Annotated in this window: 11 protein-coding genes, 4 tRNA genes and 1 other RNA gene; 5 read left to right on the forward strand and 11 right to left on the reverse strand. The window is 56.2% G+C overall.

Features of this window, described 5'->3' with window-relative positions; translation table 11 throughout:
* The first annotated feature begins 110 nt into the window (after nucleotides 1-110).
* Nucleotides 111-437 (forward strand): iron donor protein CyaY, encoded by a 327-nt coding sequence (gene cyaY / locus AAE045_RS21440; RefSeq protein WP_455549424.1) that lies wholly within the window; start codon nucleotides 111-113, stop codon nucleotides 435-437.
* Here the strand turns inward: cyaY and cyaA are convergent.
* Nucleotides 434-2,977 carry a class I adenylate cyclase gene (gene cyaA, locus AAE045_RS21445; RefSeq protein ID WP_455549425.1) on the reverse strand — a complete coding sequence of 848 codons (2,544 nt, stop codon included), beginning with the start codon at nucleotides 2,975-2,977 and terminating at the stop codon, nucleotides 434-436. The two genes, cyaY and cyaA, sit on opposite strands and share 4 nt — an antisense overlap.
* 284 nt (nucleotides 2,978-3,261) lie before the next feature.
* Here cyaA and hemC point away from each other — a divergent pair, with 284 nt between their 5' ends.
* Genes hemC through hemY form a run of 4 tightly spaced genes read left to right on the forward strand, consistent with a single transcriptional unit; the run spans nucleotide 3,262 to nucleotide 7,338 of the window.
* Nucleotides 3,262-4,203: a hydroxymethylbilane synthase gene (gene hemC / locus AAE045_RS21450; RefSeq protein ID WP_455549426.1), complete on the forward strand. Its 942-nt coding sequence runs from the start codon at nucleotides 3,262-3,264 to the stop codon at nucleotides 4,201-4,203.
* On the forward strand, nucleotides 4,200-4,940 hold the full coding sequence (gene hemD / locus AAE045_RS21455) for a uroporphyrinogen-III synthase (protein WP_455549427.1): 741 nt from the start codon (nucleotides 4,200-4,202) through the stop codon (nucleotides 4,938-4,940). Before hemC ends, hemD begins: the two co-directional genes overlap by 4 nt.
* 23 nt (nucleotides 4,941-4,963) lie before the next feature.
* The gene (hemX, locus tag AAE045_RS21460) at nucleotides 4,964-6,139 is read left to right on the forward strand and encodes a uroporphyrinogen-III C-methyltransferase (RefSeq protein ID WP_455549428.1); all 1,176 of its coding nucleotides are present in this window, start codon (nucleotides 4,964-4,966) and stop codon (nucleotides 6,137-6,139) included.
* A gap of 2 nt (nucleotides 6,140-6,141) precedes the next feature.
* Complete coding sequence (hemY, locus tag AAE045_RS21465) at nucleotides 6,142-7,338, forward strand: protoheme IX biogenesis protein HemY (protein WP_455549429.1); 1,197 nt, start codon at nucleotides 6,142-6,144, stop codon at nucleotides 7,336-7,338.
* A 626-nt stretch (nucleotides 7,339-7,964) separates the two neighbouring features.
* On the opposite strand, the gene AAE045_RS21470 is transcribed toward hemY, so the two are convergent.
* From AAE045_RS21470 to wzxE, 10 genes are all read right to left on the reverse strand, one after another.
* Nucleotides 7,965-8,078: non-coding RNA, RtT sRNA (locus AAE045_RS21470), on the reverse strand.
* A gap of 34 nt (nucleotides 8,079-8,112) precedes the next feature.
* Nucleotides 8,113-8,189: transfer RNA gene (locus AAE045_RS21475), tRNA-Pro, on the reverse strand.
* 48 nt (nucleotides 8,190-8,237) lie between these two features.
* Nucleotides 8,238-8,324 (reverse strand) — tRNA-Leu (locus tag AAE045_RS21480).
* A gap of 19 nt (nucleotides 8,325-8,343) precedes the next feature.
* A tRNA-His gene (locus tag AAE045_RS21485) sits at nucleotides 8,344-8,419 on the reverse strand.
* Between the two features lie 62 nt (nucleotides 8,420-8,481).
* Nucleotides 8,482-8,558, reverse strand: a tRNA-Arg gene (locus AAE045_RS21490).
* A 102-nt stretch (nucleotides 8,559-8,660) separates the two neighbouring features.
* Nucleotides 8,661-10,046: a bifunctional threonine/serine APC transporter ThrP gene (gene thrP / locus AAE045_RS21495; RefSeq protein ID WP_455549430.1), complete on the reverse strand. Its 1,386-nt coding sequence runs from the start codon at nucleotides 10,044-10,046 to the stop codon at nucleotides 8,661-8,663.
* A gap of 212 nt (nucleotides 10,047-10,258) precedes the next feature.
* Nucleotides 10,259-10,999 (reverse strand): lipopolysaccharide N-acetylmannosaminouronosyltransferase, encoded by a 741-nt coding sequence (wecG, locus tag AAE045_RS21500; protein ID WP_455549431.1) that lies wholly within the window; start codon nucleotides 10,997-10,999, stop codon nucleotides 10,259-10,261.
* 11 nt (nucleotides 11,000-11,010) lie between these two features.
* Nucleotides 11,011-12,375, reverse strand: a complete 1,365-nt coding sequence (gene wzyE / locus AAE045_RS21505) for an ECA oligosaccharide polymerase (RefSeq protein WP_455549432.1) — start codon at nucleotides 12,373-12,375, stop codon at nucleotides 11,011-11,013.
* On the reverse strand, nucleotides 12,372-13,451 hold the full coding sequence (locus AAE045_RS21510) for a TDP-N-acetylfucosamine:lipid II N-acetylfucosaminyltransferase (RefSeq protein ID WP_455549433.1): 1,080 nt from the start codon (nucleotides 13,449-13,451) through the stop codon (nucleotides 12,372-12,374). Before AAE045_RS21510 ends, wzyE begins: the two co-directional genes overlap by 4 nt.
* Nucleotides 13,448-14,698: a lipid III flippase WzxE gene (gene wzxE / locus AAE045_RS21515; RefSeq protein WP_455549434.1), complete on the reverse strand. Its 1,251-nt coding sequence runs from the start codon at nucleotides 14,696-14,698 to the stop codon at nucleotides 13,448-13,450. Before wzxE ends, AAE045_RS21510 begins: the two co-directional genes overlap by 4 nt.
* Nucleotide 14,699: the final 1 nt, after the last annotated feature.

Genomic DNA, 14,699 nt, shown 5'->3' on the forward strand with positions numbered 1-14,699 from the left:
TCATTATGCTGTTGTCTATCATCGCAGGTGAACCCCGAAAAGCAATACTCTTTTCTATTCCGCAGGGTTGCTTTTATACTGCCCTGAACCCGAACAACCGAGAAGAAGAGATGAACGACAGCGAATTTCATCGCATATGCGACGGCCTGTGGATGACGATTGAAGAAAGCCTGGACGACTGGGACGGCGACAGCGATATCGACTGTGAGATCAACGGCGGCGTGCTGACGCTTAGCTTTGAGAACAGCAGCAAGATCATCATCAACCGCCAGGAGCCGCTGCATCAGGTGTGGCTGGCAACCAAAAGCGGTGGCTATCACTTTAATTTAAAAGGCGAGGAGTGGATTTGCGACCGTAGCGGCGCGGAGTTCTGGCAGCTGCTGGAAGAGGCCTGCACGGCACAGGCTGGCGAGCCGGTCAGCTTCCGCCAGGACTAATATTGCTGCAGCAGCGGCGTGTCGCTATCGTCCTGATTGGCGGGCGCCGCTGGTACGATGGTCTGGGTGCGGAACGGAATGACCTGCGTGCGGCCATCAACCTTCACAATCTGGTAGAACTGCGGCAGGTTGAAGTTGATGAAGCTTGAGCCGTAGGTAAAGCGGTCGTGGGATGACGAGTAGAAGCGGCTGACGTCGCGCACCAGCTCCTCTTTGCTGCCCTCGCAGTGGTGGTAAACCTCTGCCCGGTTGCTCTCATCCAGAATGTAAATATTAAAGCCCTGATCTTCGCTGGACTGCTCGAAGAAGAACTGAATTATCCCTTCGCTGGCAAACCCGTCCACCACCGGCGGCAGCTCGACGTGATTCGTTTCGACCTGCACCGATAAGCCGTGCAGTTTGTTATGGGAAATTGCCCCATAGAACTCCACCGCATTTTCCAGTTTTTGTACCGACACGCTCAGGCGCTCGAAGAACAGCCCCCAGGTTTGCCCGGAAACGCGCAGCGCTTTGAAGCGGCCTGGCTCCTGGCGCGTGCTGGAAAGGCGGAAATCGATACATTCGGAAACCAGCTGCTGCACGCGGGTACGGATCAGACCGCGCAGATGCTGGCTGTAGCAGAACACTTCCACGCTGTCCGGCGGCGCGGCGTCCTGGTGCATTTTGCCCAGAATGGTCTTCAGCGCCTCGATCATCGCCTGCTCGCCGTTGAAATGCAGGGTTCGCACTTCGTTCCACGAGTTACGGTACAGCAGGTCAACGCTGCCTATCAGGCACTGCTGCTGCTGCCCGAAGCTGAAGACGTCCAGCTTGCGGAAGTCGAAATGCACGACCTGATTGCGGAAGGCCGCCGTCGGGTCATATTCCAGATTGACGATAATCGCCAGATGGCGAATTTCGCACGGGCTGTAAAGCGCCTTCGGCGTTGGCGCAGGCAGGCGAAGCGGGAAGTGGTGCGAAACATCGGCAACCATTTCCTGCAGCTTAGGCAGATCGCAAATGCCGTTGCCCTTAATAAACAGGCGGGTGCGTGAGGTCAGCAGGCCGTTGAAGTAGGCCCATGCCACCAGCTTATTAAGATAACGGTTATATTCCAGCGGCTGATGGCTGATGATGGAATTCATGTTTGGCGCGCGGTTGTACAGATACCAGCCTGAACGGTTGGCGCGGCCCGGCGGCACATGAATGAACGTCAGGTGCGATTCTGACAGGTCCGGGGAGATCTGCGGGTTAACCAGCGTCACTTTACCCGGCAGCGCTTCAAAGGCCGCGTAGAGTTTACGGGTCAGCACACCGATATCCTGCGGGCTTGCGGAGACGCTGAGGTTGTTACGGCGAGCAAAGCGAATCAGGTTGCGATAGCTCTGCATCATCGCATCAAGCAGCTCGTTGTGGGCATCGCGGACCTGGTCAATTTTCCAGTTCGCACGGTTATCCAGCATCGCCAGACGCTCTTCGTCCCAGCCCCACTCCTTAACCAGCTGGCTCAGCACTTCACGACGCCAGCCTACGCAGGCGCGTTCACGCGAGAGCTTTTCGCACACTTTCAGGTAGAAGCAGCGGCGCACCAGGTCCAGGCGGGCGTTATCTTCGATTTGCGTCAGATAATGCGTTACGCGTTCCAGCATCATGCAGTACGGGTCGAGACCAAACGAAACGATCTCGCCGTCGTGCAGGCGCTGTTTGATGTCTTTTGCCAGCAGGCGGGCGTTCGGGTATTCCCAGGAATAGGCTTCCAGCAGCAGGGTTTTCAGCACTGCCTTATAGGGGGAGTCGATGCTTTTATAGAGCTGCCACAGGCTGGCACCGAAGTACTCTTCGGCGGAGAGCGAGCTCAATCCACCGAGATCCAGCCATTCGTTTGGCGTCAGCACGCCCTGTGAATAAAGAGACATAACGTAGTCGTCATAGTGCTCTTCTTCATCGCCCGGCACCATATTCCACAGAATACGTTTCCCCGCGAGGCGCACGGCGGTGCGATAAAATTCGTCTAACAGCAGGATATGCTGGGTTGAGCCGCAATCTTCGCCGCCGAGGCTGCCGCTTTCGTTATGACGGAAACGGTTTTCGTCGATCAGGAAGAAGCTCACCTCTACGCCCAGCGACGCCGCCCAGCTTTCCAGCAGGCTGCATTTGCGCTGTAACAGCTGGCGCTCGTCGTTATCGAGCCATGCCTGGTGGCACACCCAGATATCCAGGTCTGAAGAACAGCTCTGGCCGACGGAGGAGGTACTGCCCATGGTATAGAGGCCGGTGATCGGCAGCTCGCCCTTGGCGGTTGCCTGCGGCGGCATGCCGCGCATCAGTTCCAGCTCGTTCAGATAGTGGCGTTGGGTTTCATCAGGCGTGTAGATGCAGATGCCATGGGGAACGTTACCGTCGAGGTAACCCGGCATCAGCGGGTGATGATAATGTAACAATGTTGGCAGAAGACTGTAGACCTGCTGGAAAGCAGGGCCCATTGCAGCAAGCGCGCGATCTACACGCAGTTGGTTGATGGCATCCAGTCTCTGTTTAAGCGTCTCAATATAGAGGTACAAGACATATCGCCTGATGGTTTCAGTATTTCGAAAAAACCCGTTTCCCGGTCGTTGCCCTTATGATTATAAACGAACGGGCAAGCGATTGCTGGAAACGTGATCAATTTAACACCTTGCTGGTTGACCGTAAAGAAAGTTGCACTACGCACAACCTTCCACGCCAGGAAGCCGTTTTATATTCCATAATACGAGTCACGTCCCTCTTTTCCGCAAAAACCGTTGAAACTGACAGCCTTCCGTGAAGAGTGTAGGATGGCAGCAGGACGACAATTACGGTAACAAGCATGTTAGACAATGTATTAAGAATTGCCACTCGTCAGAGTCCACTAGCCCTCTGGCAAGCACAATATGTTAAACAGCGCCTGGAAGCGAATCATCCTCAGCTCACCGTAGAGCTGGTGCCGATGGTCACCCGTGGTGATGTGATCCTGGATACGCCGCTGGCCAAAGTCGGCGGTAAGGGCCTGTTCGTCAAAGAGCTGGAGCTTGCGCTGCTGGAAGGCCGTGCGGACATTGCCGTCCACTCCATGAAGGACGTGCCGGTCGAGTTCCCGGAAGGCCTGGGTCTGGTGACGATTTGCGAGCGCGACGATCCGCGTGACGCCTTCGTTTCAAACCAGTATGCCAGCCTCGACGCCCTGCCGCAGGGCAGCGTGGTGGGCACTTCAAGCCTGCGCCGCCAGTGCCAGCTCGCCGAACGTCGTCCGGATCTGATTATCCGTTCGCTGCGTGGCAACGTGGGCACTCGCCTGAGCAAGCTCGATAGCGGCGAATACGACGCGATTATTCTTGCCGTCGCCGGGCTAAATCGTCTGGGCCTGCAGTCCCGAATTCGCTCAGCGATGCCGGCCGAAATCTCCTTACCGGCCGTTGGCCAGGGTGCAGTCGGCATTGAATGCCGCCTCGACGATGAGCGCACCCGCGCCCTGCTCGCCCCCCTGAACCATGAAGAAACCGCCATTCGCGTTAGCGCTGAACGGGCGATGAACATGCGTCTGGAAGGCGGCTGCCAGGTCCCTATCGGCAGCTACGCTGAACTGAAAGACGGCGAACTCTGGCTCCGTGCCCTGGTTGGCGCACCGGACGGCTCCTTTATGGTGCGCGGTGAACGTCGCGGTAAAGCAGAGGATGCGGTTCCAATGGGGATCGATCTGGCGGAAGAGCTTCTCGACAACGGCGCCCGTGAAGTGCTGGCCGAAATTTATGATGGGGATGCGCCTGCATGACGATTCTTGTCACCCGCCCCTCTCCCGCAGGGGAAGAGCTAGTGAGCCGTCTGCGCGCACTCGGGCAGGTGGCGTACAGTTTTCCCCTCATCGAATTCTCCCCAGGCCGGCAGCTGGAGCAGCTGCCGGAGCGCCTTGCGGCCTTGTCGCCGGGCGACCTTGTCTTTGTCCTCTCACAGCACGTGGTACATTACGCGCAGCCGGTTATGCAACGCAACCGTATGAAATGGAGAGAAAATCTGTCCTGGTTCGCCATCGGGCGCACGACGGCACTGGCGTTACACACCGTCAGCCATCTGCCGGTTCGCTACCCGTTAGATCGGGAAACCAGCGAAGTCTTGCTACAATTACCTGAATTACAGAATGTTGCCGGGAAGCGCGCGCTCATTCTGCGTGGCAACGGCGGCAGGGAGCTTATCGGGAACAATCTTGCTTCCCGCGGTGTTAAAGTAGACTTTTGTGAATGCTATCAACGCTGCGCAAAAATTTATGACGGCACTGAAGAAGCCTTTCGCTGGCGCGATCGCGGCATCAACACCCTCGTGGTTACCAGCGGCGAAATGCTTCAGCAGCTTTATACATTGATACCAGAGTGGTATCGCACTGACTGGTTACTCCACTGCCGGCTGGTGGTAGTCAGTGAGCGTTTGGCGATCGTTGCCCGGGATTTGGGCTGGCAGGATATTCGGGTCGCCGATAACGCAGACAATGACGCGCTGCTCCGCGCGTTACAATAAACCTAACAATATGGGACGCCACAATGACGGAACAAAATACTTCCTCCGCCATGGTTGAAGAGACCAAACCCGCGGTGGAAAGCGCACCGCTGCCAGAGCAGCCTCCACAGAAGAATCGCAGTGGCGTGGCGGGCATTGCGCTGGGGGCTATCGCCATTGCTATCGCGCTGGCGATCGGTGGCGGACTGTACAGCTATGGCAAACACCAGGCTTCCGCACAAACGGCGGCTAACGATGCGCTGGTCACCCAGCTCACCACGCTGCAAAAGCAGCAGGATCAGCAGAAGACCGAGCTGGAAAATACTATCAAACAGCAGGCCACCGCGCTGGATGAAGCCAATCGCCAGCAGGCGAGCCTGGCTCGTCAGCTCGACGAGGTACAGCAAAAAGTCGCCACGATTTCAGGCAGCGACGCTAAAACCTGGCTGCTGGCCCAGGCGGACTTCCTGGTCAAATTAGCCGGGCGTAAGCTTTGGAGCGACCAGGACGTCACCACGGCCGCCGCGCTGCTGAAAAGCGCCGACGCCAGTCTGGCTGATATGAATGATTCAAGCCTGATTGCCGCTCGTCGCGCCATCACCGACGATATCAGCGCGCTGTCCGGTGTTTCACAGGTCGATTACGACGGCATTATTCTGAAGGTTAATCAGCTGGCGAACCAGGTGGATAACCTGCGCCTGGCCGATAACGACAATGACGATACGCCGATGGACTCCGACGGCAGCGAGCTCTCCAGCACGGTGACCGAATGGCGCCAGAACCTGGTGAAGAGCTGGCACAGCTTTATGGACAGCTTCATTACTATTCGCCGCCGTGATGAAACTGCGGTACCGCTGCTGGCACCGAACCAGGACATCTATCTGCGTGAAAATATTCGTTCGCGCCTGCTGATTGCCGCTCAGGCCGTGCCGCGTCATCAGGAAGAGATTTATAAGCAGTCTCTGGAGAGCGTGTCCACATGGGTTCGCGCTTATTACGATACCGATGATGCGACCACCAAAGCCTTCCTGGAGCAGCTGGACACGCTGAGCCAGCAGAGCATCAATATGGATGTCCCGGACAGCCTGCAAAGTCAGCCGCTGCTGGAGAAACTGATGCAGACCCGCGTTCGCAATTTACTCGCTCAGCCAGCTACCGCAGACGCTGCGTCAGCTGAAGCAGCGCCCGCACCGGCTCCAGCCGAAAGCCAGGGAGAATAGGCATGGTTAAAGTCTTAATACTTTTCCTGCTGCTGATCGCTGGGATCGTTCTCGGGCCAATGCTGGCAGGGCATCAGGGCTACGTCCTGATCCAGACCGACAACTACAACGTGGAAACCAGCGTGACGGGCCTTGCGATCGTTCTGATCCTCGCCATGGTAGTGCTGTTTGCCATTGAGTGGATCCTGCGCCGCGTCTTCCATACCGGTGCCCGCACCCGTGGCTGGTTTGTCGGCCGCAAAAGTAGCCGTGCCCGCAAACAAACGAAAGCCGCGCTGCTGAAGCTGGCGGAGGGGGATTACCAGCAGGTTGAGAAGCTGATGGCGAAGAATGCCGATCATGCGGAACAGCCGGTGGTGAACTACCTGCTGGCAGCCGAAGCGGCGCAGCAACGTGGCGATGAAATTCGTGCCAACCAGCATCTGGAACGCGCTGCGGAGCTGGCGGATGGCGACCAGCTGCCCGTTGAGATCACGCGCGTTCGTTTGCAGCTCGCCCGCAACGAAAACCACGCCGCACGTCATGGCGTGGACAAGCTGCTTGAGATCGCTTCTCGTCACCCGGAAGTGCTGCGTCTGGCAGAGCAGGCCTACGTCCGGACCGGTGCCTGGAGTTCGGTGCTGGATATCCTGCCGGCAATGGAAAAAGTACAGGTTGCCGATCCTGCACACCGCGCGGCGCTTCAGGAGCAGGCATGGATTGGCCTGATGAATGGCGCGATGGCCGTTCAGGGCAACGACGGGCTGAAAACCTGGTGGCGTAACCAGAGCCGTAAAACGCGTCAGGAAACCACGCTACAGGTAGCGATGGCGGAGCATTTAATTGAGTGTGACGATCATGAAGCGGCGCAGGAAATCATTCTGGATGGTTTGAAGCGCCAGTATGACGAACGTCTGGTGCTATTGATGCCTCGCCTGAAGTCGGGCAATCCGGAACAGCTTGAGAAAGCGCTGCGCCAGCAGATTAAAACCCAGGGCGACCGTCCTTTGCTGTACAGCACGCTTGGCCAGCTACTGATGAAGCACGGCGAATGGCAGCAGGCGAGCGAAGCCTTCCGCGAAGCGATCAAACAGCGCCCGGACGCCTTCGATTACGCATGGCTTGCGGATTCGCTGGACAGGCTGCACCAGCCGGAAGAGGCTGCTCTGATGCGCCGCGACGGCCTGCTGTTAACCCTGCAAAACAATCCCAACGCTTAAACCTTCAGGGCGAAGTCCTTTCGCCCTTCTTCATTGCGCCGATACAAAAAAAAACACCTGCCGATTGGCAGGTGTTAAAACAGGTCTTTTGACAACTAAGTGGTGCTTCACTCAACGTTATGTCCATGGTGTCGGATGAGGCCTGAGGCGACATCTGTCGGTGGACGATAAGCACCGTAATTGGCTCTGCGTCATTCCTGGGTTTATGAAGCCGAAGCAAGCATAAGAAGTGGAATGAGCATCTACACGGTTATTATTGCACGATGCATGCCAGGTTTTAAACAAGAATTGGCTTATTCGTGCGTTACCTGCTAATTCAGCTAGTTATCAGGCCTTCTATAACGGAATTTCTGCCCTTCCTGCATGCTATCCGCCCCACCTCGTCTGTCTCCTGCTGGAGACAGTAAATAACGTTAAATTATTTATTTATAATTATCAGTAGATTATGCGTCGCCAAACAGAGACAGGGTTTACACGATTGTTGTCGATTAACGACGCCAGGGGCGTAAGACATAGGTGAAGGCTACTTCACGATTAGCGTAGGGCAGATAAACGAAGTGCCATCCGCCGATTTTCCCGAGATACAGACGCAAAAAACCCCGCTAAAAAGCGGGGTTTCTTAAATGTGGTCGGCGAGAGAGGATTATCCCCCTGCGGGCCGTTGCTAAAGCAACGTTGTCTCGCTGCGCTCGGCTCAAACCTCCTTCGGAGATTCTCATCCTCTTGAAACTACAGATGCAAAAAACCCCGCTAAAAAGCGGGGTTTCTTAAATGTGGTCGGCGAGAGAGGATTCGAACCTCCGACCCACTGGTCCCAAACCAGTTGCGCTACCAAGCTGCGCTACTCGCCGAAATACTGCTTTTACTGCTTACTACCCATTTTACTTAATTTAGATGATTGGTGCGAAGAGAGGGACTTGAACCCTCACGTCCGTAAGAACACTAACACCTGAAGCTAGCGCGTCTACCAATTCCGCCACCTTCGCATCATAACCACTAAATTAATGGGGTGGCTAATGGGACTCGAACCCACGACAACTGGAATCACAATCCAGGGCTCTACCAACTGAGCTATAGCCACCACTGTAAAATCTTTCACGCGGTACGTTAATTACCACCGCAGCTCTAGCGCCATTCTCGGAATGGTGCGCCCGACAGGATTCGAACCTGAGACCTCTGCCTCCGGAGGGCAGCGCTCTATCCAGCTGAGCTACGGGCGCGTAGCGCCGTTGCGGGGTCGGATATTACGGCCTTCATGCTCAGCTGTCTAGTGGTTATTTAAATAAAATGCGCGTTTGGTTACGCTTTGCGCATTATGCCGTTTATCCGTCCGGATTTTCCCGAGAATACTGTTTATTCAGGCCAAAAACCTTGTAAACAAGGGTCACCATCAGCATAAAGCCCATCCCTACCAGCAGCGATAATCGCGTGTCTTCGTTAAAACCCATACCGACAAGAACACAAATTAAGAAGGCTATCGTCAGATAGTTCGCCCAGGGGAACATAATTGATTTAAAAGGATGGCTGGCGATGGCTTCGCGGTGGGCTTTACGGAAGCGCAGCTGGCTTATCAGAATCACAAACCAGGGCACCATTCCCGGCAGCACGCTGGCGCTGTAGACGTAGACAAACACGCGCTGCGGGTCTGGAATGACGTAGTTCAGACATGAACCCAGCAGCAGAATAGCAATGGAGACCGCAACGCCCGCCACCGGCACGCCGCTTCGGGATACTTTAGCCATCTTAGCCGGGAGCTGACGGTTCTTCGCCAGCGCATACAGCATTCGCCCGCAGCTATACATCCCGCTGTTGCAGCCCGACAGGGCTGCCGTCAGCACCACAAAGTTAATGATCCCCGCCGCGGCCGTAATACCCACCTTCGCAAAGGTCAGAACAAACGGGCTACCGCTGCTGCCAATCTGGTTCCACGGGAAAATCGTCACAATCACGAAGATGGCCCCGACGTAGAAAATCAGAATTCGCCAGAGCACTTTCCCTACCGCACTGCGCAACGTGACCTGCGGGTTCTTCGCTTCACCCGCCGTGATGCCTATCAGCTCGACGCCCTGGTAAGATGCCACCACAATACATAGCGCGGTTAAAAATCCTTTCCAGCCCCCGGCAAAAAAGCCGCCGTGGTCGGTCAGGTTGCCAAACCCAATCGCCTGACCCTGATTGCCAAAGCCAAAGAAGATAACGCCCAGGCCAACCACAATCATCACGATGATGGTGGTGACCTTGATCATCGCAAACCAGAACTCAATTTCGCCGTACAGACGCACCGCGGCCAGATTCGCCAGTGCCACCAGCCCTACGGCAAGTAAAGCGGGCAGCCATTGGGGTAAGTCCGGGAACCAGTACTGAACGTAGACGCCGATGGCGGTGATTTCTGATATGCCCACCGCCATCCACATAAACCAGTAGGACCAGGCGGTGAAGTAGCCAAAGAAGGGGCTCATGTAACGATGCGCATACACGGCGAACGAACCTGCTACAGGTTCCAGGAACAGCATCTCGCCCATGGATCGCATGATTAAGAAGACGAACACGCCTGCGATGATGTATGCCAGTAAAACTGAAGGGCCTGCCCATTTGAGCGTGCTGGCCGCCCCCATAAATAATCCCACACCGATAGTGCCGCCGAGAGCGATCAGTTCGATATGTCGAGCTTCCAGCCCACGCTGCAGCTCTGCTTCTTTCTCTGCCATAGTTCCTCTGAGTGTCTTCGCAAACTGTCCGGTTTAAACCGGCTCATGCAGTGATATTAACCACCTGATTGCTGAGGATATTCGCGTGCATAGCCTCAAAGGGGCGCAATGGTTTCGCATTTTCCAGGAAATTACAAATCCACTATTACAGTGTTGGTCAGATTCACGGCGGAGGAAAATAAAAACGCGCCCATTTGAGCGCGTTCGGAAGTTCAGAGTCGGCCAGTATAGTGCCAGGCCAGATACCGCAGAAGTTTGAGCTGTCGTCCGAGGCGGCTTGGCTGGGAAAGCAGCCGGTAAAGCCACTCCAGACCGAGTTTTTGCCAGATCTTTGGTGCCCGTTTAACGTGGCCTGTGAACACATCGTAGGTCCCGCCTACGCCCATGTATAACGCCTGCGGATAAACCACGCGGCAGTCACGCATCAGGATTTCCTGACGAGGGGAGCCCATCGCCACGGTAACTATCGCCGCCCCGCTGTCGCGGATGCGTTCAAACATCGCCTGCCGCTGTCCGTCATTAAAATAGCCGTCCTGGCTGCCGACGATGTTGACGTTCCACTGTTTGCGGAGCTTTGCCTCCGTCTGGGCCAGAATTTCAGGCTTGCCGCCGACGAGGAAGACCGGCGTGCCTTCGCGGCCAGCCCTCTCCATCAGGGCTTCCCACAGATCGGCGCCCGGTACGCGGGAGACTTTAGCCTGCGGGAATTTTTTACGGATAGAGCGCACGACGCTGATGCCGTCGGCATATTTAAATTCAGCAGCCTCAATCAGCCTGCGCACTTCCGGCTCGCGTTCGGCCGTCAGCACTTTCTCAGCGTTGATCGCCACCAGCGTGCCAGATCTTAGCGCCCCGCCGTCATAAAGATAATCCAGCGCGTGCTGCATATCACGCCAGCCCAGCAGCTTCAGGCCGCGGATACTGTATTCAGGCGCGGTAACCGATTCGTTCATCATATCCCTTGTCATGCGTTTTGCGTTTTCGCCTCCACTCGCGGTGCGCGCCGCATTCTTTGGTGGATTAGACCCGCGCTTTCAAATAACCAGTACAGAAGTTTAGCCAACAGCAGACAGATACCGAACACCATCAGGAAGAAAACAACGCGGGACACAAACGAGTCCACGCCTTCACGGGCCAGCACTATCATGTTGAAAATCGCGCCGAAGCAGAAGCTGTGCAGAACCGCTGCCTTGTAGCGGTTAGATTCTTTATTGCCCAGCTCGTACAGCCAGTCGAACCATTTGATGATAAGGCCCACGACTACCGCACCCAGCGGGATAAACCAGACGCCGCCCATCACCACCAGCGAGCCAATCAGCGTTGGCGATATCGCCAGTCCTGAATGGTTGTTGAGGATTTCCCAGGTAAAGTAGTTGGCGCTGTTCAGCACGATGCCCGGACGGTCCGGCCACAGCCAGGTCGGGATAAAGACGTAGAAATCACGCACGATCGGCGCGAGCCCCTGAAAATCGATTTTGTCGTAATTTTGCAGCAGCAGCGCCAGGTTTTCCCACGGCGAGAAGGTATCTCGCGTCAGGTACAGGAAGGTATAAAACGCCTCGTCGCCGCTGACGTTAAGGCCGTAGCGTTTCAGCGCCAGCCAGAACATGCCCACAATACCGAATACCCCCGCGGCCGCCAGCATCCACAGTGAAATCCAGCCGCGGATAATGCCGATAAACAGGAAGATGGCGAAGGCAATAATGATATTGGCGCGCGTGCCGCCAACAATCATGTAGGTCAGCAGGCCAAACGCCACGGTGCTGACCAGGAAGAACATCCACGCCCGCCCGTCCTGCTTAATGAAATAAATCACCAGCATCGCCGGAATGAAGAAGTAGAAGAAGCGCTTAAGCGCCACGCCGGAGACTTCGCTTGAGAAGATTTGGCTGTACGAGTGCAGCTTAAACAGCAGGAAACCGTTGTGCATGAAGAAGATGGCAACGCTCACCAGCGCAACCGTCGCCAGCATCACCCACATGAGGTGGGTTTCGACCCGGTTCATGGTGAAGACAGGTCGGCGTGGAACTGCGGCGTCTCGCTTCGCGCGCAGCCGGGTTTTATAGGCAACGTAGTAGATGGCGTAAAAACACGTCGCCGCCAGCTGCGCCTGCAACAGCACATCTGCTGGCACCACGCTTACCCCGAACCTGAATACCAGCGTGCAGGTAAACGGGAAGCCGAAGAAGAAGGTCAGTAAATACAGCAGCGAGAAGAAGACGTTGAAGTTAAAACGCACCCGGCGGAATTCCTGGTACGTCAGCAGCCCGATGAACATCACCGAGACAAACCACACGACAAACAGACCGCCAAATTCGGGCAAACTCATGCGGTCTCTCCTGATGCAATCGCTAACGCCTGATGCCAGCCGTCAAGATAGTTAGGGCTGAAGAAGGCGATCTGCTGCTTATCCACCAGCCGTAGCTGACGCTGCGCTTCGCGTACCACCGTTTCATTGAGCGGGTCGCCGGTAAACAGCACGGGAACATGCTGTTCGACCATATCCTGCCAGAATGGATTTTTGCGGCTCAGCACGCACGGGATCCCCGCCTGAATCAGCAGGCAAAGCGTGCCGATCCCCTGCTGTCGGTCAAAGATGAAATAGCCTAAATCGCACTGGCGAAGCAGCGCCAGATAGTCGTTAAATTCGATTTTTTCGGTCAGCACCTGCAAATTGTCTTTGCTGAACAAGGCGCTTCCCGCCTGCTGCACTTCCCCGATATAGGCACTGTTATTGGCCGGATAGCCCATCGGGACGACAACCCGTACGGTGTCGCCGAACTGGCTATGAATCGCCTGAAGCGCGGCTATGTGCTGGTTGCTACGGTCGCCCGAGTTACCCACCAACAGCGTTAGCTTGCCATCTGTTTTTTCCTCAACGCTCAGCGTATTGAGCGAAGGATCCATGCGGGTCGGGAAGTAGAGCAGCTCGCCCGGTACGCGCGGATGGCTCTGGTGGAAATGCGTGAGATCTCCCCGCGTCGCAAAGACACGCCCGACGCGCCCCTGCGCAATACGGCGCAGGATATAAAACAGGCGGAACTTGAGGCTGCGGGAGGCTTCATACAAATCCGCCCCCCAGATGTGCCAGCTAACCTGCGCGGGTTTTAAACCGCCGGTCAGCAGCGCAATCCACAGCGGGCTGTTGAACTGGCCATGAAAGAAGAAGCGCTGCTGGCGGTCCGCACGAGCTTTAGCCACCACCGCCTGCGACAGCGCTTTCTTCGTCGGGAAAAGCTCAATCGCAAGCTCCGGAAATGCCGAAGCCAGGGCGCTGTCCGTCGCGACCACCATAAACTGGCGGGCGTGCGGCGTGGAGGCGGCTAAAGCGTCATTAAAGAAGCGCAGAACCGTCTGGTTATGATGAGGGATATCCGATCCCAGAACGTGAATCAGTGTCGTCATGGTCGTCTACGATAAATAAGAAACACGCCGCAGCACAGGGTGAAGTACACAATGTACGTCGCCATATAGGCCTGCGCGGCGCCAAGAGCGCCGTGGGCCGGGATCAACCAGCGTGAAAAGCCGGTTAATAAAGCAAACTGGCTGATTTCAGTCAAAATATAAAAGCGCAGCGACGCCTTTGCGATGACTAAATAACCGAAAACATAGGCGCCAACCTTCAGCACATCGCCCACAAGCTGCCAGGCAAAGAGATCGCGCATGGCAATAAACTTATGGGAGAAGAGCAGCCAGATAGCAAAATCACGCAGCAGCCACACGGTGAAGCTCGCGGCGGCCACCGCTGGCAGCACAAACTTCAGAGAACGCACAATCTCGCGCGAGATGTCTTGTTTTGCGGTCAGTCTCGAGAGCGTTGGCAGCAAATAAACGCTGAAAGATGCGGTGATGAACTGGAGGTAAGCATCTGAAATGCTGCTCACGCCCTGCCAGATACCCACGTCGTTCCAGCTGTAATGTTCCGCAAGCAGGTTTCGCATCATCACGTATGCGACGGGCAGCGTGATGGAGGTGATGACCGCCATAATCGTGAATTTGCCCAGGCTGCTGGCGTAGACTTTATCCCACTGCGGCTTCAGGTAGCTTAACGGGACGTGTTCGCGGCGCACCAGCATGAAGCCCGCCGGAATAAGCACCAGCGCAGGCACCAGGGCCAGGCCAAGCAGCGCCCCCTGGTAGCCGCCCAGACGGTAACAAAGATAGTAGGCAACCACACCGATAAGGCTCCCGCCAATCAGCGCCAGCGCGTTACCCGCCGCGTCCCGGAAGCCTTTCATGATGGCCAGCGACAGGTTCGCCCACGCGATGCCCATCTGCACCAGGGCCACCAGGCGGACTAAGTTCTGATACTGCTCATGCCCGAACAGACCGATGCTGATGGGCTTAGCCGCCGCCACGAAAATAATCGCCAGCAGGGTCGAAAAACCAAGCACCATGGCAGACGAGGTGCCGAGGACTTTGCGCAGCTCCTGCGGGTCGTCATGGTACTGAGCTACGTATTTGGTTACGCCGTTGAAAATACCGGCGCCGGCCAGCACGCCCAGTACCGTAACCAGCTGCCGGAAGTTACCCGCCTGGCCAACGCCACCTGGCCCATAGGCCACCGCCAGCAGCTTCACCACCAGCAAACCAACGGCAATTTTTACCAGCGTGGACCCTGCGGTCCACACCGAAGCTTTAGCTAAAGACATC

It is taken from the genome of Dryocola clanedunensis (assembly GCF_038405435.1).
Lineage (GTDB): Bacteria > Pseudomonadota > Gammaproteobacteria > Enterobacterales > Enterobacteriaceae > Dryocola > Dryocola clanedunensis_A.

Excerpts from the sequence above, each read along its gene's own strand:
- hemC (WP_455549426.1), top strand. The coding sequence starts at position 3,262 with ATGTTAGACAATGTATTAAGAATTGCCACTCGTCAGAGTCCACTAGCC.
- wecG (WP_455549431.1), bottom strand. The coding sequence starts at position 10,999 with ATGAACGAATCGGTTACCGCGCCTGAATACAGTATCCGCGGCCTGAAG.
- wzxE (WP_455549434.1), bottom strand. The coding sequence starts at position 14,698 with ATGTCTTTAGCTAAAGCTTCGGTGTGGACCGCAGGGTCCACGCTGGTA.
- thrP (WP_455549430.1), bottom strand. The coding sequence starts at position 10,046 with ATGGCAGAGAAAGAAGCAGAGCTGCAGCGTGGGCTGGAAGCTCGACAT.
- AAE045_RS21510 (WP_455549433.1), bottom strand. The coding sequence starts at position 13,451 with ATGACGACACTGATTCACGTTCTGGGATCGGATATCCCTCATCATAAC.
- hemX (WP_455549428.1), top strand. The coding sequence starts at position 4,964 with ATGACGGAACAAAATACTTCCTCCGCCATGGTTGAAGAGACCAAACCC.
- hemY (WP_455549429.1), top strand. The coding sequence starts at position 6,142 with ATGGTTAAAGTCTTAATACTTTTCCTGCTGCTGATCGCTGGGATCGTT.
- hemD (WP_455549427.1), top strand. The coding sequence starts at position 4,200 with ATGACGATTCTTGTCACCCGCCCCTCTCCCGCAGGGGAAGAGCTAGTG.
- wzyE (WP_455549432.1), bottom strand. The coding sequence starts at position 12,375 with ATGAGTTTGCCCGAATTTGGCGGTCTGTTTGTCGTGTGGTTTGTCTCG.
- cyaY (WP_455549424.1), top strand. The coding sequence starts at position 111 with ATGAACGACAGCGAATTTCATCGCATATGCGACGGCCTGTGGATGACG.